Source organism: Microbacterium sp. Se63.02b, from assembly GCF_014171575.1.
GTDB lineage: Bacteria > Actinomycetota > Actinomycetes > Actinomycetales > Microbacteriaceae > Microbacterium.
The window spans coordinates 1,721,771-1,741,219 of the sequence record NZ_CP050453.1; the positions used below are offsets into that span (position 1 = coordinate 1,721,771).

At 69.2% G+C, this 19,449-nt stretch carries 13 protein-coding genes and 5 pseudogenes; 12 read left to right on the plus strand and 6 right to left on the minus strand.

The window, feature by feature from the left end:
• The first annotated feature begins 2 nt into the window (after positions 1 to 2).
• From G4G29_RS08450 to G4G29_RS08480, 7 genes are all read left to right on the plus strand, one after another.
• Positions 3 to 263 carry a F0F1 ATP synthase subunit epsilon gene (locus G4G29_RS08450; protein WP_017830988.1) on the plus strand — a complete coding sequence of 87 codons (261 nt, stop codon included), beginning with the start codon at positions 3 to 5 and terminating at the stop codon, positions 261 to 263.
• Between the two features lie 77 nt (positions 264 to 340).
• Entirely contained in the window at positions 341 to 1,087 is a 747-nt protein-coding gene (locus G4G29_RS08455) for a peroxide stress protein YaaA (RefSeq protein WP_183152478.1), read from the plus strand.
• 116 nt (positions 1,088 to 1,203) lie between these two features.
• Positions 1,204 to 1,998: a large exoprotein gene (locus G4G29_RS08460; RefSeq protein WP_183152479.1), complete on the plus strand. Its 795-nt coding sequence runs from the start codon at positions 1,204 to 1,206 to the stop codon at positions 1,996 to 1,998.
• A 90-nt stretch (positions 1,999 to 2,088) separates the two neighbouring features.
• Positions 2,089 to 3,066: an aldo/keto reductase gene (locus tag G4G29_RS08465; RefSeq protein WP_183152480.1), complete on the plus strand. Its 978-nt coding sequence runs from the start codon at positions 2,089 to 2,091 to the stop codon at positions 3,064 to 3,066.
• 87 nt (positions 3,067 to 3,153) lie between these two features.
• Positions 3,154 to 3,951 carry a protein phosphatase 2C domain-containing protein gene (locus G4G29_RS08470; RefSeq protein WP_183152481.1) on the plus strand — a complete coding sequence of 266 codons (798 nt, stop codon included), beginning with the start codon at positions 3,154 to 3,156 and terminating at the stop codon, positions 3,949 to 3,951.
• Between the two features lie 57 nt (positions 3,952 to 4,008).
• Entirely contained in the window at positions 4,009 to 4,755 is a 747-nt protein-coding gene (locus G4G29_RS08475) for a hypothetical protein (protein ID WP_183152482.1), read from the plus strand.
• A complete protein-coding gene (locus G4G29_RS08480) occupies positions 4,709 to 6,763 on the plus strand; it encodes an FtsK/SpoIIIE domain-containing protein (RefSeq protein ID WP_183152483.1) in 2,055 nt (684 codons plus the stop codon). The genes G4G29_RS08475 and G4G29_RS08480 overlap by 47 nt, the downstream gene beginning before the upstream one ends.
• 40 nt (positions 6,764 to 6,803) lie before the next feature.
• Here G4G29_RS08480 and G4G29_RS08485 read toward each other — a convergent pair.
• Positions 6,804 to 7,798: pseudogene (locus tag G4G29_RS08485) on the minus strand (asparaginase).
• A 67-nt stretch (positions 7,799 to 7,865) separates the two neighbouring features.
• Here G4G29_RS08485 and G4G29_RS08490 point away from each other — a divergent pair.
• Complete coding sequence (locus tag G4G29_RS08490) at positions 7,866 to 8,360, plus strand: OsmC family protein (protein WP_183152484.1); 495 nt, start codon at positions 7,866 to 7,868, stop codon at positions 8,358 to 8,360.
• Positions 8,361 to 8,387: 27 nt separating this feature from the next.
• Here the strand turns inward: G4G29_RS08490 and G4G29_RS08495 are convergent.
• Positions 8,388 to 9,169, minus strand: a pseudogene (locus G4G29_RS08495) (lysophospholipid acyltransferase family protein); the annotation flags it as partial.
• 93 nt (positions 9,170 to 9,262) lie between these two features.
• On the opposite strand from G4G29_RS08495, the gene G4G29_RS08500 reads away from it, so the two are divergent.
• Positions 9,263 to 10,249, plus strand: a complete 987-nt coding sequence (locus G4G29_RS08500; protein ID WP_244632540.1) for an FKBP-type peptidyl-prolyl cis-trans isomerase — start codon at positions 9,263 to 9,265, stop codon at positions 10,247 to 10,249.
• Between the two features lie 35 nt (positions 10,250 to 10,284).
• Positions 10,285 to 11,365: pseudogene (gene dxr / locus G4G29_RS08505) on the plus strand (1-deoxy-D-xylulose-5-phosphate reductoisomerase).
• Positions 11,366 to 11,423: 58 nt separating this feature from the next.
• Here the strand turns inward: dxr and G4G29_RS08510 are convergent.
• The 3 genes and pseudogenes from G4G29_RS08510 to G4G29_RS08520 all read right to left on the minus strand — a co-directional run bounded on the left by G4G29_RS08510 (position 11,424) and on the right by G4G29_RS08520 (position 14,504).
• A pseudogene (locus G4G29_RS08510) lies at positions 11,424 to 13,044 on the minus strand (UDP-N-acetylmuramoyl-L-alanyl-D-glutamate--2,6-diaminopimelate ligase).
• 93 nt (positions 13,045 to 13,137) lie between these two features.
• Complete coding sequence (locus G4G29_RS08515; protein ID WP_183152486.1) at positions 13,138 to 13,812, minus strand: YcnI family protein; 675 nt, start codon at positions 13,810 to 13,812, stop codon at positions 13,138 to 13,140.
• 107 nt (positions 13,813 to 13,919) lie between these two features.
• Complete coding sequence (locus G4G29_RS08520; RefSeq protein WP_183152487.1) at positions 13,920 to 14,504, minus strand: hypothetical protein; 585 nt, start codon at positions 14,502 to 14,504, stop codon at positions 13,920 to 13,922.
• Positions 14,505 to 14,569: 65 nt separating this feature from the next.
• On the opposite strand from G4G29_RS08520, the pseudogene G4G29_RS08525 reads away from it, so the two are divergent.
• Positions 14,570 to 15,881, plus strand: a pseudogene (locus tag G4G29_RS08525) (site-2 protease family protein).
• Between the two features lie 15 nt (positions 15,882 to 15,896).
• Here G4G29_RS08525 and G4G29_RS08530 read toward each other — a convergent pair.
• Complete coding sequence (locus G4G29_RS08530; RefSeq protein WP_183152488.1) at positions 15,897 to 17,780, minus strand: chorismate-binding protein; 1,884 nt, start codon at positions 17,778 to 17,780, stop codon at positions 15,897 to 15,899.
• Positions 17,781 to 18,020: 240 nt separating this feature from the next.
• Between G4G29_RS08530 and ispG the strand changes: the two genes are divergently transcribed.
• Positions 18,021 to 19,151, plus strand: coding sequence for a flavodoxin-dependent (E)-4-hydroxy-3-methylbut-2-enyl-diphosphate synthase (gene ispG, locus G4G29_RS08535; RefSeq protein ID WP_183152788.1), 1,131 nt, complete (start codon positions 18,021 to 18,023; stop codon positions 19,149 to 19,151).
• Positions 19,152 to 19,449 lie beyond the last annotated feature (298 nt).

Sequence of the window (19,449 nt, forward strand, 5' to 3'; positions counted from 1 at the left end):
CCATGGCATTGCATGTCAGCCTCGTCTCCGCGGATGCGGAGGTCTGGACGGGAGAGGCGAGCCTCGTGGTCGCCAAGACCGTCGAGGGTGAGATCGGCTTCATGACCGGCCACGAGCCGGTCCTGGCCATCCTCGCCGAAGGCCAGGTCCGGATCACGCAGTCCGATGGCACCAAGGTGCTGGCCAACGCTCAGGACGGGTTCCTCTCCATGGAGGGTGACACCCTGACGATCGTCGCCGGCAACGCGGCTCTCATCGCCTAGCGACAACCGTTTCGACACGTCCGCCTCGGTACCCGTTCGGGTCCCGGGGCGGACGCGTCTGCATCCACAGAGGTTTCATGAAGATCCTGCTCCCTCCGTCGGAGACCAAGCGCGAGGGCGGTGACGGTCCGCCGCTCGATCTCGATGCCCTCGCACTGCCGGCGCTCGGATCGCACCGGTCTGCTGTCCTCGACGCGCTGGTCGATCTCGCGGCTGACGAGTCCGCCGCCAGACGCGTCCTCAAGTTGAGCGACCGACAGACCGGCGATATCGCCCACAACAGGAGACTGCGGACGTCGCCGACGATGCCGGCCGTAGACCGCTACACGGGGGTCCTGTTCGATGCGCTCGACGCGCGGACGCTCCCGGCTGCGTCTCGTCGCTGGTTGGCGACGCACGTCTGGATCCACAGCGCCCCGTTGGGACCGGTCGGGGCTCTCGATCCGCTCCCCGCATATCGGCTGGCGGCAGGCACCTCGCTCCCCGGTCTTCCTGCGCTCAGACGCCACTGGAGCGCCGCGACCACTTCCGCCCTCGCCGACGCCGCACCGTCATTCGTTCTCGACCTGCGCAGCGAGGCCTACGTCGCCCTCGGCCCGGTTCCCGCGACCGTTCCATCCGTGTACGTGCGGGTGGTGACCGAACAGGGGAGGGCGCTGAACCACTTCAACAAGAAGTCCAAGGGGCTCCTCGTCCGTGCTTTGGCCCAGGACAAGCCACGTACGGGTACTCTCCGAGGCTTCCGGTCGTGGGCGCAGGCGCACGGGATCGTGTTCCGTGACGGCGAACACTCCGGCGTCGTGGAGCTCGTCGTCACCGAATAGCGCCCGGTTCGGCGCGCCTCATGTCGCCCGCGCGGCTCATTGCCGGGGGTATTGCACACCGATATGGTGGTGTCGCGGCGTGAATCGCGTCCGTTCATTCAGATCCGGAGGGGATCATGGACTCCTACTACGACTCGGGATACCTTGCCGCGATAGCCGGCATCGTCATCTTCAGCATCATCATCGGGCTCGCGGGATACGTCCTGGGGTCGCTCTTCTACATGAAGATCTTCCAGAAGGCCGGTGTGCAGGGTGCCTGGCGCGCCTGGGTGCCGGTGTACAACGTGATGATCTTCTTCAAGCTGGGTGATCTGAGCCCCTGGCTCGTGCTCTACGGCATCGCCGGCACTGCCCTGCTGGGCTGGATCGGAGTCGGCTACGTCTTCTCGGTCGCACTCGCCGTCCTCTCCGCCATCGCGGCGTGGCGAGTCGGGCTCAAGCTCCAGAAGGATGCGGTCTGGGTCATCCTCTACGTCTTCCTGAGCATCGTCTGGCTCGGCATCAACGCCTTCGACAAGTCCCGCTGGAACCCGAACATCCAGCCGGCCTCCTGGGCGGGCAACGGATTCCTCGGTGACCGCACGGTGTGGGACGGCATCCCCGCTCAGCCTTCGGCCGCTGCGCCGCAGGCGGGGTACGGCGCTCCTCAGGGCTACGCTCCTCCGGCGCCGCAGGGCTACGCACCACCGGCACAGCCCGGCTATGCTCCGCCCGCGCAGCCTGGCTACGCACCGCCCGCAGGCCCCGCGGCCCCCGCGACCGGCGCCCCGGTTCCCCCGGTTCCGCCGACCACCCCGCCGGCACCTCCGGCCACGCCGCCCGCGCCTCCGACGGCGCCTCCGGCTGCACCGCCGACCACGCCTCCCGCGCCTCCGGCACCGCCGAGCGACCCGACGCAGCCGCCGGCCTGACCATCTGAGACAGGGCTCCCGACCTCGGTCGGGAGCCCTGTGGCGTTCCCGGGTGGTCCTCGATCCGGAGCGGCCGCTAACGTGGAAGCCATGGTCTTGTCGCAGCGCCGCGTCGGCGCGTCCGGTCTTCTCGTCTCGTCCACAGGCCTCGGCTGCAACAACTTCGGACGCGCGGGAACCGCGACCGAGTCCCTCGCCGGAACGCGCGAGGTGATCGACGCCGCCCTCGCCAACGGGATCACCTTCTTCGACACCGCCGACATGTACGGAGCGGTCGCCGGTGCCAGCGAGGCGTTGATGGGGGAAGCGCTGGAGGGACGGCGCGACAGCGTCGTGCTGGCGACGAAGTTCGGGCAGGAGCGTGACATGGGGTACGCGTTCCCGGCGGCCCGCGGGTCGCGTCGATATGTCCGTCGCGCCGTCGAGGAGTCGCTGCGGCGACTGCGCACCGACTGGATCGACCTGTATCAGCTGCACCTGCCCGACCCCGAGACGCCGATCACCGAGACGACGGACGCGCTCGACGAGCTCGTGCGCGAAGGCAAGATCCGCTACTACGGCCACTCGAACTTCACCGGGTGGCAGGTGGCGGAAGCCGAGCTCACCACGCGCGCACGTTCGACCGGTCGTTTCGTGTCTGCGCAGAATCACTACTCCCTCCTTTCACGGGCCGCGGAGCGTGAGGTGCTTCCTGCGGTGGAACGCTTCCACTTGGGCTTCTTCCCCTACTTTCCGTTGCACAACGGGCTGCTCACGGGGAAGTTCACCCGCGATGGAGGTCCGTCGTCGAGCCGGATCATGTCCGAGCGCCGCCACCTGTGGGAGAGGGCGCCCTGGGATGCGCTCGACGCGTTCCGAGATTTCTGCGACGACCGAGGCATCACCATGGTGCAGGCGGCGTTTGGCTGGCTTCTCGCGCGGCCCGCGGTGTCGAGCGTCATCGCCGGTGCCACGTCTGTGGCGCAGGTGGAGGCGAATGCCGCCGCGGGGGATGCGTGGCGTCCGGATGCCGCCGACCTCGAGATCATCGACGGACTTTTCCCGCTGCCCGCCGATCCGGCGGCCTGAGTGTGATCATGGGACAGGGGAGTTCTACTACGATGTGTGAGTATCCTGCGGACGCCCGACCCGTCGCAGGTCCATCGGAGGCAGCACGTGGCTGAGACGAAGACGCATCGCGTCACGGTTGCGCAGCGCCCTCTGCTGCTGTCCTGGGCGGGGGTCACCGACCTGGGTCGGCGACGCGAGACGAATCAGGACGCCTTTCTCGCAGAGTTCCCGCTGTTCATCGTCGCCGACGGCATGGGTGGTCACGCGGGCGGCGAGATCGCGAGTCGCAGCACGGTCGAGCGGCTGCAGGCCGTCGTATCCTCGGGCGAGGTGAGCGGCCCGTCGATCGAGAAGGCTCTCGAGCTGGCCGTAGGAGACATCGCGGATCACCCGGAGACGACCGACGAGGGCACGGGGACGACACTCACCGGTGTCTACTTCCACACCGAGGGCGAAGACGCGCAGTGGGTGGCGCTGAACATCGGCGATTCGCGGGTCTACCTGCTCCGGGATGAGCGCCTCGTGCAGGTGACGACCGATCATTCGGTGGTCCAGGAACTGATCACGGCGGGCAAGCTCAGCCCCGAGGAGGCCGAAGGGCATCCGTACAGCAACGTGATCACCCGCGCGGTCGGCGCGAGCGAGTTGACCGCGCCCGACTACGTCACGATCGACGTGCGACCGGGCGACCGGTTCGTCATCTGCTCCGACGGGCTCACGAAGGAGCTCACCGACTACGGCATCCAGCACTTCCTCCGGGAGAACAGCGATCCGAGCGACGGTGTGGATGCGATGTTGGCTGCGGCGCTCGAGAACGGGGGCCGCGACAACGTGACTCTCATCATCGTCCAGGTCTCGGACGAAGACGACTCATCCTCCCCAGACGAAGACACCGCGAAATAGCGGTTCGGCGCTGTGGACAGCGCCGGATCACCGCACGCGTTGCGATCCACTGGATGGATGGAATCCCTTCCCATCGTGCTCCCGACGGCCCCTGCCCCGTCGCGCCGTGCTCCTCTGCCGATCCTCGCGCCGGTCGTTCCTGTGCTCGGCGGAGTCGTGCTGTGGCTGGTGACCGGCTCGGCGTTCGCGCTCTGCTTCGCGGCTCTGGGGCCCCTGATGATGGGGGCCTCGCTGCTGGATGCGGCTCGTGCCCGGCGTCGCGAGCGCCGCGACGGCGATGCGCGGGCCGAGCGGGAGTGGGCGTTCGCCGAGGCCGAGTTGAGGCGTCGGCACGGTGACGAGCGGACGGCGCTGCGGCTTCGGCACCCTGACGCGGCTGCGTGTCTCGCGCAACCGCCGCTGCGAAGCGCGGAGCCGCCCGCATCGGCGACGCCTGTGGTCGTCGGCGCCGGAAGCATCTCGAGCAGCGTCCGCTGCAGCGGTGGCGATGATCGACGAGGGAGAGAATTCCGAGAGCGATGCTCCGTCCTCGATGCGGCTCCGGTCGTGGTGCCGCTCGGCGGTGGAATCTGCCTGCGGGGAGCGCAACCGCTGATCGCCGCCGCTGCACGAGCACTGGTCATCCAGCTCGGTATGCGCTTCAGCCCGGCGCAGCTGTCGTTGCGGGGACGGGCCTCGATGCGTGCGGCGTGGGGCGGCGCCGCATGCGGCGCGCGGAGGTCGAGGCAGGTTCGTCCTCGCGATCGACTCGAGCGAGATGGCGCGCACGGAGGCGGATGCCGTGATCTGGCTCGCGCCCGCTGACGCGGAGGTTCCGGAGGGCGTCACAACGGTGATCGACATCATCGAACCGTGCAGGGCGCGTCTGCGCACGCTGCACGACGCGACCGAGATCGCCGTCGAGTGTCTCTCCTTCGCGCAGACGGGAGCGATCGTGGAAGACCTCGCCGTGTCGGAGGATGCCGCCGATGTCCTCCCCGACGCCGTGTCGCTGGACGAGCTGGAGCAGCCGGACCCGAGGAGCGGCTTGAGCGCGGCGATCGGACGAAGCGCACGTGGGCAGGTCGTGCTCGACATCGTGGAGGACGGACCGCACGCGATCGTGACGGGCACGACCGGCACAGGTAAGAGCGAACTGCTGGTCAGCTGGGTCACGGCCATCGCCGCACGCAATGGACCAGACAGGGTCGTCTTCGTCCTGGCCGACTTCAAGGGCGGCACGACATTCGAGCCGCTGCGCGGTCTGAGGCAGGTCGCCGCCGTCATCACCGATCTCGACGAGGAAGGCGCACGGCGCGGGGTCTCCAGCCTCACCGCAGAGCTGCGACGTCGTGAGAGCGTCCTCACCGCGGCCGGCGCGCGAGACGTGGGCGAAGTCGACATGCCTCGACTGGTGATCGTCGTCGATGAGTTCGCCGCGCTGCTCTCGGAACACCCCGACCTGGGAGCGGTGTTCACCGATGTCGCGGCTCGGGGCCGTGCGCTCGGCATGCATCTGATCCTCGGCACCCAGCGGGCAGCGGGCGTCGTGCGGGATGCGCTGGCTGCCAACTGCCCCCTCCGCATCAGCCTTCGTGTCGGCGATCCCAGCGACAGTCGCCTCATGATCGGATCGGAGGCGGCTTCCGCGCTCCCCGGCGGCGCGGACTCGCGCGGACTGGCGCTCGTGCGGCGACCGGTCGACACCGAGCCCGTCGCGATGCGTGTGGCATTGACGGGTGCTGCCGACCTTCGCACTGCGGAACAGCGTTGGGCGACGGAGGCGCCCCCGCGCAGTCCCTGGCTCGCTGCCCTTCCCGCGTGCGTGCCCCTCACCGACCTGGTCGTCTCCGACGCAGCCGGGGCGGAGACCCTTGTGCTCGGGCGTTCCGACGACCCCGCGCATCAGGCCCAGCCTGCCGTGACCCTGCGCTGCGGGGAAGAGAGGGGAGTGCTGTTCCTCGGTATGCCGGGGTCTGGGCGTACGGCGGCTCTGCGTGCTCTGGCAGCGCAACGCGCGGATGCGAGATGGGTGCCGAGAGACCCGGAAGAGGCATGGGACCTCACCGTCGGGTGGGCGACCGGGAGCCGACGCGCTCCGTCGTTGGTGCTCTCAGACGACATGGATGCGCTCATCTCCCGGCTGCCGCCAGAGTACGCACAGCAGTTCGCACAGTACTGGGAAATGCTCCTGCGGAACGGGGAAGGAACGACGTTCGCGGTGACGGCGGCCAGGGCGTCAGGGACTCTGGGAAGGGTGCTCGACCTGATTCCGCAGCGGGCGCTGCTGAGGATGCCGACGCGCGTCGACCATCTCGCCGCCGGCGGAGACGCCTCGTCCTTCGTGCATGATCGCGTGCCGGGGCGCGCGAGAATCGGTGATCGCGAGGTGCAAGTGGCCTGGGTGCCCGAGGATCCCGACGGCTCTGACGGCCCCGACAGCCGCGACGAAGAGGCGACCGCGGCGGCGTGGACCCCGTCCTACGCGGTGACGGGCGTCGTCACTGCCGGCGCTCGATCCGTCGCGGCTCGGTTGCGCAAGGCGCATCCGTCCTTCGAGGTGATCGTCGCGGGGACGGAAGCCGTCGAACCGGAGCGCCCCTGCCTCGTCGTGGGAGACGGGGAGACCTGGCAGCGCAACTGGTCTTCCTGGCAGCGCATCCGCGCAGACGGCGAGATCGTGATCCGCGCGGAACAATCCGTAGACCTCCGGCAGCTTGCCGGTGTACGCGAACTTCCGCCCTATGCGCGTCCCCATGCAGGTCGAGCCTGGGCGATCGTCGGCGCGGGTTCGCCCCGACGGGTCATCATCCCGGAGCTGATGCCCCGATGATCGAGACCGAGGGGCGGAAGACGTCGAGGGGACGGTGGCGTCAGATCCCGGTCGCCGGTCGGATGACGCCGACTTCGGCACCTCCGCCGCTGATTGTGAGAGGGAGCGCTTCGCGGAGAGCCGACACATCGGAGTCGCTCAACCCGCCCGCGCGTGCGAGGAGAGTGGCGGCGACGATCGTGGATGCGCGGGTGGCGCCGTCGAGCATCTTCAACGCCACGGTCGTTCCGTTCGGAGCGACCATCACCATGACGCCCTCGGCGCCGTGCTTGGCGAAGACTCCGAGCTTCTCGATGGCGACGGTGTCGGGGCGGCCGGGCCCCTCGATGGTCCACGGGTGCTCGCGCACGGCACGCACCAGGGAACCCGCGACGCGATGGAGTGCGAACGGCGAACGGTCAGACGCCGTGCCGACGCGGTGCAGTGCACGTGCCAGGCCGGTGAGAGTCATCGCGAACACCGGGGCGCCGCAGCCGTCTATCGCGGTGTGCGCGACCTTCTCTCCGTGAGCCGCTCGACGACCTCGCGGATGTGGGCCTGAAGCGGATGCGCGGGGTCGAGGTATCCATCGGTCGGCCACCCGGTCGCGACGCACGCCCGCAGCATTGCGGCGTGCTTCCCCGAGCAGTTCATCCGTACGCGACTCGGCTCTCCGTGCTCGCGGACGAGATCATCGCGTGTCGAGGAGTCGCTCGGCCACGACGCAGGACACCCGAGGGCGTCCTCGGTCAGCCCGCCCTCCGTCAGGATGTCCCGCACGACGGCGGCATGCCGGTCGGTGCCGACGTGGCTCGCCGTGGAGATCGCGAGCTGCTCGCCTTCGAGGACCGCGCCGGCCGTGATGCACGCGATCGCCTGGAGGGGCTTGAGGCTCGAGCGCGGCAGGATCAGAGCGTCGGTGTTGCCGTGGCGGGCCACGATCTCTCCCTCGGACGAGAGGACCACGGCAGCACCGGCGTGACGGGATTCGATGAAACCGCTCCGCTCGACGACGGCGAGTTCCACGGAATCCTGAACGGTGAGAGTCTCCAGCACCCGTCAACTCTAGCGTCGGGCGTCCGATGGCTCACCTCGGGCCCGTCGCCCCTGGCAGACTGTCGTCATGGCAGAGTCGACCCCCCGCGCCCTCGGCGAACATCACTATGCGCTCACCTCCGTGTGGACCGGCAACACGGGTGCCGGCACGAGCGGCTACCGCGACTACCGTCGCGACGTGACGATCGAGGTAGCAGGCAAGCCCGAGCTCCTGGCCTCGGCAGACAAGCCGTTCCGCGGAGATCCGTCGCGGTGGAATCCCGAGGACCTCCTGCTCGCCTCGCTCTCGGAGTGCCACCTGCTGTCCTATCTGCACGCGTGCGTCACCGCGGGCGTCGTCGTGGTGTCGTACCGTGACCACGCGAGCGGCATGATGCGCGAAGACGGCAAGGGCGGAGGGGCCTTCGTCGAGGTGATGCTGCGGCCCGAGGTGGTCGTCGCGGAGGCATCGATGATCGAGGCGGCAGAGCGCGCCCACGCGACGGCGAACGAGTGGTGCTTCATCGCGAACTCGATGAACTTCCCGGTGCACCACCAGGCGACGGTCAGCGCAGTCGGCTGAGTCCCGCGTCGGGTCAGCGACGTTCGTGGGGAGCGCCTGCTTGATCTTCTCGATCGTGCCCTGTGCCGGCGCCTCGTTGTAGGTGCCCGCGAGCTCCTGCCCGGACAGCCCGTGGATCGCGGCCATGATCTCATCGGTGGCGAGGCGGCGCGCGCGCCCGCTCGTCGCCGGTCCGTGCGGCGACAGGTCGAGGGCTCTCCGAAGCGGACCGTGATGCGCTCCTTGAGCGTGGGAACCTTGGCGCCCACCGGCATCACCGTGTCCGTGCCGATCAGCCCCACGGGGACGACGGGAGCGCCGGTCTGCAGCGCGAGGAACGCCACCCCGGTGCGGCCCTTGTACAGTCGCCCGTCCGTGGACCGCGTGCCCTCCGGATACAAGGCGACCGCGAGACCTTCGTCGAGCAGTTGGCGCTGCAGGTCGAGGGCATCCAATGCCGCCTGGCCCGCTCCGCGGCGAACCGGGATCGCACCGATCGACTCGAAGAACGTCTTGCTCATCCACCCCTTGAAGCCGGTGCCTTCGAAGTACGACGACTTGGCGAGGAAGTGAACCGGACGAGGCGCCGCGACCGGGATCGCGATCGAGTCGATGAAGGACAGGTGGTTGCTCGCGAAGATGACGGGTCCGGTCAGCGGGACGTTGTCCCGGCCCTCGATCCGCGGACGGTACACGGTCCTCGCGAGGGGAGTGATGAGGCTCCGCCCCAGGGTGTACGCGAGTCCGGCATGACGGGGCTTCGCAGTCCCGGTCGACGAGGATGCCTCTTCTGACGAGGGTTCGGGCTCGACGGACGGCGCAGAGGTCATCAGAGCAGGCTACTCCCGGATCCATGCCCTCGTGGGAATGAAGATTCGCGCCGCGCCTCCCAGCGAGGGCAAAGGGGTATGGGGGAGGATGGAGTGTCCCGCCCGCGATCCCGAGGTCTCACTGTGCGCAAGCGTCCGCTCATCGTCCTGTCCACCGTCGCCGCGGCGACCTTCCTGCTGGCGGGCTGCGCCGGAAGCTCCGCGCCGTCGAGTTCCGGCACGCCGAGCCCGTCCGCATCGAGTGCCTGCGCTCTGGACGCGCAGCCCGGTGCGACCTCTGATGCGGTGAAGGTCGAGGGTGAAGGGGCGGACACCAAGGTGACCGTCCCGGCCGATGCCGCATTCGCGGGCGTCGAGCGCACGGTGGTGTCGGAGGGCGATGGCGAAGAGGTCTACGTCAACGACCTGGTCTCGGTCGAGTACCAGATCGTCGACGCGACCACCAACGAGGTCGTCGACTCCTCAGCGCGGGGTGAGGACGGTCTCCTCCCCGTCCTCCTCGACACCAACCAGTCGTCCCTTTTCGTCGCGGCGCTCGAGTGCGAGCCCGTCGGCTCGCGAATCGTGCTGTCACTCCCCGGCAGTGCGTTGGGCGAGGGGCAGAACAACGTCGTCGTCTACGCCCAGGCCGTGGAGCACCTGCCCGAGGTGGCGACCGGTACCCCCGTCGACCCCACGCCGGGCATGCCGACCGTCGAACTCGACGACAAGGGTGCGCCGACAGTCACGATCCCCGACGGAGATGCGCCGGCCGAGACGAAGGTCGCCGTCCTCAAGCAGGGTGACGGGCCGACCGTCGGATCCGGCGACCTCGTCGTCGTGCAGTACCTCGGTGTCAAGTGGTCAGACGGCACGGAGTTCGACTCCAGCTGGAGCCGCGACGCCGCGCCCGCGCAGTTCCAGACCACGGGTGTCGTCGCGGGCTTCCAGAAGGCTCTGGAGGGGCAGAAGGTCGGCTCGCAGGTGGTCGTCGTGATGCCGCCGTCCGACGGCTACGGAGCGAGCGAAGGCCACGAACTCCAGAAGGAGAGCCTCGTGTTCGTGGTCGACATCCTGGCGACCACCGCCGTCCAGCAGTAAGAGGGCCGGGCCGGGCCGTGTCCTAGGCTGGCGTTATGCGTCGCGTCATCGTCCTCGGCTCCACCGGCTCCATCGGCACCCAGGCGCTGGACGTGATCCGCGCCAATCCTCGAAGGTTCGAACTTGTCGGCCTGGCCGCCGGCTCCAACGCCGCGATGCTGGCGGAGCAGGCGGCGCAGTTCCACGTCGAAGACACCGCGCTCGGCGCCGAAGAGGCCGAGCAGCTGGTCCGCGATGTGGACGCAGACGTGGTGCTCAACGCGATCACCGGCTCGATCGGTCTCGGCTCGACGCTCGCGGCGTTGAAGGCCGGGCGGACGCTGGCGCTCGCGAACAAGGAGTCGCTGATCGTCGGCGGTGACCTCGTGTTGGCCGCTGCGGCTCCCGATCAGATCGTTCCGGTCGACTCCGAGCACTCCGCTCTCGCGCAGGCTCTGCGTGCCGGCACCCACGCCGAGGTGCGACGCCTCGTCGTGACGGCGTCGGGTGGTCCCTTCCGCGGACGCAGCCGGGCGGACCTCGTCGACGTCACTCCCGCGGAGGCACTCGCGCACCCGACCTGGGACATGGGGCGCATGGTCACCACCAACTCCGCGACCCTGGTCAACAAGGGTCTCGAGGTCATCGAGGCGCACCTGCTCTTCGACGTGCCGTATGACGACATCGAGGTCGTCGTGCATCCCCAGTCGATCGTGCACTCCATGGTCGAGTTCATCGACGGGTCGACCATCGCCCAGGCATCGCCACCCGATATGAGGCTGCCGATCTCCTTGGGCCTGGACTGGCCGCATCGCGTCGGCGGGGTCGGACGGCCACTCGACTGGACCAGCGCGACCTCCTGGACCTTCGAGCCCCTCGACGGTGAGGCGTTCCCCTCCGTCGCACTCGCGAAAGCCGTCGGGCGTGCCGGGGCACCTTCCCCGCGGTCTACAACGCAGCCAACGAGCAGGCGGTCGACGCCTTCCACGAGGGCGATTGCCCTTCCTCGGCATCGTCGACACGATCGCTCGGGTGGTCGACGCCCACGAGGCGCCGGATGCACTGACGGTCGAGACGCTCGCCGCCGCCGAAGCCTGGGCGCGCACGACGGCCGATCGGATGATCGCGGCGCGTTGATCCACGCGCCGGGCGTGTGACGCGGCGACCACCGAGCGGTCAGTCCAGCACCGAGTGGTCAGTCCTCGTCGGGGTAGGGGACGGGCCACTGCGAGTCGGGGACAGGCCAGCCGGCGGCGCGCAGCGCTCTGCGCGCGAGCTCTCGCGCCGAGTACGGCGTGCGCATACCGCGGATGTCGCGGTAGTCCTGATGCCCCGGGCCAGCCCAGAGGATCGCGTCGCCGTCGCCGACCAGGCCGACGGCCGTGACGATGGCGTTCTCTGGAGGCGATGCCTCGTGGATCTCCGCATCCGGTCGTGCCTTGCGCGCGCCCTCGACGAGCGTCGCACGGATCGAAGCCGGGTCTTCGAAGCGCGGGTGGTGGTCGGTGACGACGAGGATGTCGCTTCCCTCCACCGCGGTGCGTGCCATGTCGAAGCGCTTGCTCGCGTCACGGTCGCCGTCCGCGCCGAACAGCATGAGCACCTTGCCCGGGGTGACGCGGCGGACGGCGGCGAGCGTCTTCTCGAACGCGTCGGGCGAGTGGCCGAAGTCGACGAAGACCGCCGGTCCCCGCTCGCCGGATACGAGCTGCGTGCGGCCGGGCAGGTAGGCGCGGATGCCGCCGTCACGGGTGAGCGCATCGACGATCCGCGTCCACTCGTAGCCGCCCTCGAGCAGCATCACGATCGCGAGTGCCGCGTTGGCGGCCATGTGAGGCCGATCACCGGCACCGTCGTCGTGAGCGATCCCTCCGGGCCGGTCATGGTGAAGGTCGTCCCGGCGGCGCGCTCGTCGTCGATCACGACGACCCAGTCGGCGGCGGAGGCCGATTCGGGGTCTGCTGCGATCGACGGCGTACCGACGGTAACGACGGGCACCTCGGCGCGATCGACGACGATCGCTCCGGATGGGGAGTCGAGGCAGATGACGCCGCGCTTCGCACGATCGGGGCGGAACAGCGGCAGCTTCGCCTCGAAGTACTCTTCCATGTCGGCGTAGTCGTCGAGGTGGTCGTGGCTCAGATTGGTGAAGCCCGCGACGTCGAAGCGGATCCCGTCGACCCGGTGGCGTGACAGCGCCTGCGCGCTGACCTCGACCGCGACGGCCTCGACCTCGCGCTCGCGCATCAGAGCCAGCAGCGCATGCATTTCTGAGGCCTCGGGCGTCGTCAGACGGGAGACGATGACCTCTCCGGCGATGTGCCGTTCGGCGGTGGACGAGAGCCCGGAGACGACGCCGATCTGGTCGAGGATCCCCGCAAGGAGATGGGAGACGCTGGTCTTGCCGTTGGTGCCCGTGGTCGCGAGCAGCAGGGGAGCGGGTCGTCTGCTCCGGTGCCGTACACCCAGGCGCTCAGGTCGCCGAGCACGCCGCGCGGATCATCGACCACGATGATCGGGAGTCCCGTGGGTTCCGCGATCAGCGCCCCCGGCTCATCGGTGATGACAGCGACGGCGCCCTTCTCCGCGGCTGTTCCGGCGAAGTCCGCGCCGTGGCGGTTGACGCCCTGGATCGCGACGAACGCTTCTCCTGGTCGGAGATCCGCCGTGGCGAGGGTGATCCCGGAGAGCGAGACCCCTTCGATGTCGCCGCGCACGGCGCGGGCGAAGCGGGAGGCGAGTTCGGACAGCTGACGCCGGGGCGGGTTCGCGGGGCGGAGCACGGGAGGCAGGCTCGGTTGTTGTTCAATCGACATGTCGCCTCCATGATCTCACGACGGCCTGCGGAACCTCTCTGCGGCACGACCCCTCGCGCGCCATCGTGCGACGCGCGAGGAGTCGCGAAGCCGTCAGGCGCGGCGTCGGTAGGCGAGCACCGCGACGACGAGTCCGGCGATCCCGGCCGCGAGTCCACCTGCGCCGAGGGCGACGGCCAGCGGATCGGCAGCGCCCGACGCGGCCGACGTCGCCTCGCCGGACTGCGCATCGTCGTGCTGGCCATGCGCGCCGGAGGCGTCCGCTGAGACGGACACGACCGGGGCGGGCGCGTCAAGGCTGTGCGGATCCTCGCCGTCCTCGGCCAGCTGGGTCCACTCGGTGGATCCTTCGACGCACTCCTGGACGACGGGGAAGGCGAGCGACTCCGGTGTGTTCTCATCCACCCCCACAGACATGCTCACCGCTCCGCGGAGCCCATTGGGAACCGGGGTGAGAGCGGTGTAGGTGACGGCGCTGACGAGGCCGTCATCGCCGCGCTCGACCTGGATGTTCCAATCGCCGTCCATGGTGGGAGCGACGGATGCGAGCCCGTCCGGCATCGTGATGCGCAGGGCGGTGGTGGGCGAGTCCTCGCAGCCGTGCGAGAACGAGAAGGTGAGAACGCCGTGATCTCCGACAGCGAGTTCGTCGGGGCTGACCCCGACGTGCGCTGAAGCCATCGACGGGAGGGCGACGGCGAGGATCGCGCCACCGAGGACCCCGGCGACGGAGAGGGCGGTGCGACGGGTACGGGTGTTACGGGACATGAGAAGACTCCAGTTGCTCGTTGTGCGGGCGCGCCGCGATGGCGCGTTCACGCGAAAAGGGACACCGCCAGGAAGGGGCGGCGGGCTGCGGTGCGACGGATCGAGGATCAGTCGCTGACGAGCGCAGGAGGGCCTCGACGCCGTACAGTCGCCGAGACTGCGGTGTCGAGAGGCCGGAGGAGCACCGAGCGCAGGCGCGGGGGCCGCGGGTGCTCCGCCGGAGCGGCGGCGACGGCACGACGGAACACCGCCTCGACCCAGCGGGCGACGGCACGGACGGTCGTCTCGCCGCGCCACACGAGGAGGACGGTCAATGCCGCGGCGACAGCATGAGCGAGCAGCATCGTCGCACCGGGCGCTGAGGCGGCCTCGGTCGATCCGAGTGCCGTGAGATCGATGACGTGCGTGTGACCGACGGTGGTGCGGGTCGAGGCGCCCGTCGGCGACCCGAGCCCCTGGAACAGGACGTGGAAGACGGTCTGCGACAGCACGACCGCGACCGCGACGCGGACCCGTGACCGGCGCAGACCCACCAGCACGGCGGAGAGCGGGGTGAGGAGTGTCGCGACGGCGAGGATCAACAGCGGGTGCGGAGCAGCACCCCCACCGAGCGTGTGCGATACCGCCGCGAGCAGTGTCGCGACCGTGGAGACGACGGCAGCGCGCACGAGTCGCAGTTGCCGGGCATTCACGCTGACAGCCTAGCCGCGCCGACAGCGCCGGGCAGATTCCTAGCTGGGGGCAGTAGCGTTGGCACGTGGAATTCCTGCTCTATCTGGGCGGCATCCTCTTCATGCTGATCGGCCTCGGGCTCTCGATCGGTCTGCACGAGGTCGGCCATCTCGTCCCCGCGAAGCTCTTCGGCGTGCGCGTCGGCCAGTACATGATCGGGTTCGGGCCCCGCCTGTGGTCGAAGCGCATCGGTGAGACCGAGTACGGGTTCAAGATGCTTCCGCTCGGGGGCTTCATCTCGATGTCCGGGATGTACCCGCCGTCGAAGAACTCCGGTGCGGCGACGGGCGTGTTCCGCTCCCTGATCCAGGACGCCCGCTCCGCCAACGACGAGACCATCGCCGAGGGCGCGGAGGACCGTGTCTTCTACCGCCTCCCCGTGTGGAAGCGCGTCATCGTGATGCTCGGCGGACCGCTGATGAACCTCTTCCTCGCGGTCCTCGTGTTCACCGTGCTCCTCTCCGGAATCGGCTTGCAGCAGGGCACGACCACGATCTCCGCGGTGAGCGAGTGCGTGCTGCCGTCCTCGTCCACGGCGACGGAGTGCGCGGCAGACGACCCGGAGTCCCCGGCCGCCGAGGCCGGAGTGCAGCCGGGAGATGTGCTCGTCGCCGTCGACGGACGCCCGGTGTCGACCTTCGCCGACGCGACCGCGATCATCCAGGCCTCACCCGGGGAGTCGCTCGACGTCGTGGTGCGACGCGACGGCAGCGAGGAGTCCTGACCCTGACGCCGATCGCCGCGGAGCGGACGATCACCGACGCCAGCGGCGCGCCGGTGCTGGATGAGGCCGGCGCTCCCGTGGTGAAGGAGGTCGGCTATGCGGGCATGTTCTCCCAGATGGGGTATGTGCAGCAGCCGCTTGCCGCCGGGCCCGAGATGGCAGCGGAGAACGTCGGCCGGGTCGCCTCCTGATCGTCACTCTGCCGGTACGGCTCTGGGACATCGGCGTCTCGCTGGTGACCGGGGGCGAGCGCGACCCCAACGGGCCGCTCAGCGTGGTCGGGGTGGGTCGTCTGGCTGGTGAGGTCGCGGCGACCGATGCGCCCATCCTCAACCGGTTCGCGATCCTGTTGGGACTGCTGGGCTCGTTGAACATCGCCCTCTTCGTGTTCAACCTGATCCCGCTGCTGCCGCTCGACGGCGGTCACGTCGTGGTGGCGCTGTGGGACGGCGTCAAGCGGGCATGGGCCAAGCTCTTCCGACGTCCGCCGCCGGCGCCCGTCGACGCCACGAAGCTCGTGCCGCTGACCGTCGTCGTCGCGGTGCTCCTGATCGCGATGGGCGCGTTGCTCCTGATCGCCGACGTGTTCAACCCGGTGGATCTGCTGGGCTGAACGTCCGATGGGCCCTCACCCGAGTGCGTGGGCGACCAGACGCTCGAGCGTCTTTATGCCGTCGCGCGACAGGATCGACTCGAGGTGTCCCTGCACGGACGCGAAGTGCGGACCGCGCAGGGCGTAGACGTCGCCGGACGTCGGGTCCGCAGAGACCTCCACCGACCCGGTCGCGGTCGTGCCGGGCGTGACCCGGGCGGTGAAGGTGTTGTAGAAGCCGATCGAGGCGTCCTCGCCGAACACCGGCACGGACTTCTGCAGGCCCTGGTGCGGGGCGTCGAGAGGTGTCAGCGCGATGTCGAACCCGTCGGCGAGGATCTGGTGACTGAGGCAGACCGCGATCAGAGGGCTTCCTGCCGCGAGTCGGTCGGCCACCACCTCGCGCATACGAGCGATCCGCGGGTTGTCCGTGTCTCGCGGATCCCCGGGGCCCGGCCCTGCGACGACGATGTCGGCCTTCTCCAGATCCGCGTCCTCCACCTGGTTCCACGGGGCGATCGTGACGGCGAGACCGAGGTGACGGAGCTGGTGGGCGAGCATCGTGGTGAACCGATCCTCGGCGTCGACGACCACGGCGGTGCGCCCGGCGAATGGACCCGTGAAGTCTTCGCCCTGCGGGTTGAGCCAGAACTCCGCCAGGCGCGCGTTACGAGAAGACAGCAGCGCGGCGACCGTCGGATCGTCGGCGAGAACCTGCTGCTGCGTCGGTGCATCGGCGTCGCTGCGGGCCTCCGCCGCCCGGTCCCGGTCGATGGCGCCGATCGCGCCCAGCACGCCGGCGGCCTTGCCGTGAGTCTCCGACACCTCGCCCTGCGGGTCGGAGTGCCGCACGAGAGTCGCGCCGACGGGGACGCTGAGGGCGCCGTCTCGCAGGTACACGGTGCGGATGAGAATCGGTGCGTCCAGGTCGTGACCGCCGTCCGCGTTCGGGGTGAACAGCGCGGCGACGCCCGAGTAATACCCGCGCGGCTTCTCCTCGTGGCGTCGGATCACGGCGCACGCGTTCTGCATCGGGGAGCCGGTGACGGTCGGGGCGAACATCGTCTCCCGCAGGATGTCGCGCGGATCGAGGACGCTGCGACCGCGGAGCATGTACTCGGTGTGTGTGAGTCGGGACATCTCTTTGAGGTGGGGGCCGGTGATGCGCCCACCGTCGGAGCACACGGCGCTCATCATCTTGAGCTCCTCGTCCACGACCATGAACAGCTCCTCGGTCTCCTTGGCGGAGGCGAGGAACTCGACGAGAGTCTCCTTGGTGGCGCCGCCGGCAGGATGACGGAACGTGCCGGAGATCGGGTTCATCGTGACGACGCCCTCGCGGGCGACGACGTGCGCCTCGGGGCTCGCGCCGACAGCGATGTGCCCTGGAGTGAAGACCGCGAACGTCCAATAGGCGCCACGCTCGTGCAGGAGAAGCGCGCGGAACCAGGTGAGTGCGGCCGTGCGGTCGTCGACATCGATGTTCGCGGTGAAATCGCGTCGGATGACGAAGTTCGCCCCCTCACCCCGACCGATCTCCTCGGCGATGACCTTCTCGACGATCGTCGCGTAGTCCGCGTCCGCGATGTCGAAACCGTCGTCGTGCAGCGGAACCGGGGTATCGGGCAGCGCCGTGAGGAGCTCGCCGGTCGGCAGATGGAGATGTTCGTCGACGATCACGCAGCGCAACGGAGCGCCGTCGTCCTGCGCCACGAACCCGCGCTCGCGCACCTGGCGATAGGGGACCATGGCGAAGACCTCGCGCGGTGTGCCGTCGATCGTCAGCGGGATGTCGGCGAGCAGGTCGACGTCGACGACGTCGCCGCTGAGCAGCTCCACGGTGTCCGCGCCGTGGCGCGCGATCAGCACGAAGGATGCTGCCGGGTCCGCGCTGAGCTCGGCGAGTCGTGAGAGGGTCATGGCTGTCTCCTGTGCAAGGCTCCGGCTCGGCGCAACGAAAAGACCGCCCCGGAGGCGGTCTGGATTCGTGGGAACGCGAACACACCGCCTAGGAGGCGGGCCACCAGGTGAAGTTCGCGAGCATGGGCCGAAACTACCACACCGGCGGTGCGCGCCCCTGGTGCATGACATGGCGCGGTCGTCCAGCCCGCATGCATCCTGGCGGCGTAGGCTGGGAGCGTGCCAGCAGTGAACCTCGGAATGCCGAAGATCCCCGAAGTCCTCGCCCCGCGCCGCAAGTCCCGGCAGATCAAGGTGGGCAAGGTGCTCGTGGGCGGCGACGCTCCCGTCAGCGTCCAGTCGATGACGACCACGAAGACGACCGACATCAACGGGACGCTGCAGCAGATCGCCGAGCTCACCGCGTCGGGTTGCGAGATCGTGCGCGTCGCGGTTCCGCACCAGGACGACGCCGACGCGCTCAAGATCATCGCGATGAAGAGTCAGATCCCCGTCATCGCCGACATCCACTTCCAGCCGCGCTACATCTATACGGCGATCGACGCCGGATGCGGAGCCGTCCGCGTGAACCCCGGCAACATCCGGGAGTTCGACGGCAACGTCGGCAAGATCGCAGAGGCCGCCAAGGCCGCCGGCGTCTCGCTGCGCATCGGCGTGAACGCGGGATCGCTGGATCGCCGGATCCTCACCAAGTACGGCAAGGCCACGGCGGAGGCTCTGGTCGAGAGTGCTGTCTGGGAGGCGTCGCTGTTCGAGGAGCACGACTTCCACGACTTCAAGATCTCGGTCAAGCACAACGACCCCATCGTGATGGTCAAGGCGTACCGGCAGCTGGCCGAGCGGGGCGACTGGCCCCTCCACCTCGGCGTGACCGAGGCGGGTCCGGCATTCCAGGGCACGATCAAGAGCGCGACGGCGTTCGGCATCCTGCTCGGCGAGGGCATCGGCGACACCATCCGCGTCTCCCTGTCGGCACCGCCGGCAGAAGAGGTCAAGGTGGGGCACCAGATCCTGCAGTCGCTCAACCTGCGCGAGCGCAAGCTCGAGATCGTCTCGTGCCCGTCGTGCGGTCGCGCCCAGGTCGACGTCTACACCCTCGCGGAAGACGTCACAGAGGGGCTCAAGGACATGACCGTCCCGCTGCGCGTCGCCGTCATGGGCTGCGTCGTGAACGGCCCGGGTGAGGCCCGCGAGGCCGACCTCGGAGTGGCGTCCGGCAACGGCAAGGGGCAGATCTTCGTCAAGGGCGAGGTCATCAAGACGGTGCCCGAGGCCGACATCGTCGCGACGCTGATCGAAGAAGCCAACCGGATCGCCGCAGAGATGGGTCCTGGCGCCCCTCTCGGCACCGCCCAGGTCGTCACGGTCTGAAACCCGCGTCACGAGACGGCAGCGCCGTCGCACCGAGGAGAGCCATGTCGACACCCACCATCGTGACCTTCCCGGGGAGCCGTCACGGGCTCCGGCGCCGTCACGCGCGTCGAGCGCGGCCAGGATGGAGTCGTGGTGATCGTCGACACCACACCTTTCCACCCCGTGGACCACACGTGGCCCGATCAGCCCGGTGACCGCGGCTCTCTCACCGTCGGCGGCGATTCTGCGTCGATCGTCGAAGCGGTCATGGTCGCGGCTTCCGAGGAGGGGCCTTCGCCGTCGGAAGCGACATCCC

Coding starts and splice junctions, on each gene's coding strand:
- G4G29_RS08450 (WP_017830988.1), top strand. CDS start 3: ATGGCATTGCATGTCAGCCTCGTCTCCGCGGATGCGGAGGTCTGGACG.
- G4G29_RS08455 (WP_183152478.1), top strand. CDS start 341: ATGAAGATCCTGCTCCCTCCGTCGGAGACCAAGCGCGAGGGCGGTGAC.
- G4G29_RS08460 (WP_183152479.1), top strand. CDS start 1,204: ATGGACTCCTACTACGACTCGGGATACCTTGCCGCGATAGCCGGCATC.
- G4G29_RS08465 (WP_183152480.1), top strand. CDS start 2,089: ATGGTCTTGTCGCAGCGCCGCGTCGGCGCGTCCGGTCTTCTCGTCTCG.
- G4G29_RS08475 (WP_183152482.1), top strand. CDS start 4,009: ATGGAATCCCTTCCCATCGTGCTCCCGACGGCCCCTGCCCCGTCGCGC.
- G4G29_RS08480 (WP_183152483.1), top strand. CDS start 4,709: ATGGCGCGCACGGAGGCGGATGCCGTGATCTGGCTCGCGCCCGCTGAC.
- G4G29_RS08490 (WP_183152484.1), top strand. CDS start 7,866: ATGGCAGAGTCGACCCCCCGCGCCCTCGGCGAACATCACTATGCGCTC.
- G4G29_RS08515 (WP_183152486.1), bottom strand. CDS start 13,812: ATGTCCCGTAACACCCGTACCCGTCGCACCGCCCTCTCCGTCGCCGGG.
- G4G29_RS08530 (WP_183152488.1), bottom strand. CDS start 17,780: ATGACCCTCTCACGACTCGCCGAGCTCAGCGCGGACCCGGCAGCATCC.
- ispG (WP_183152788.1), top strand. CDS start 18,021: ATGCCGAAGATCCCCGAAGTCCTCGCCCCGCGCCGCAAGTCCCGGCAG.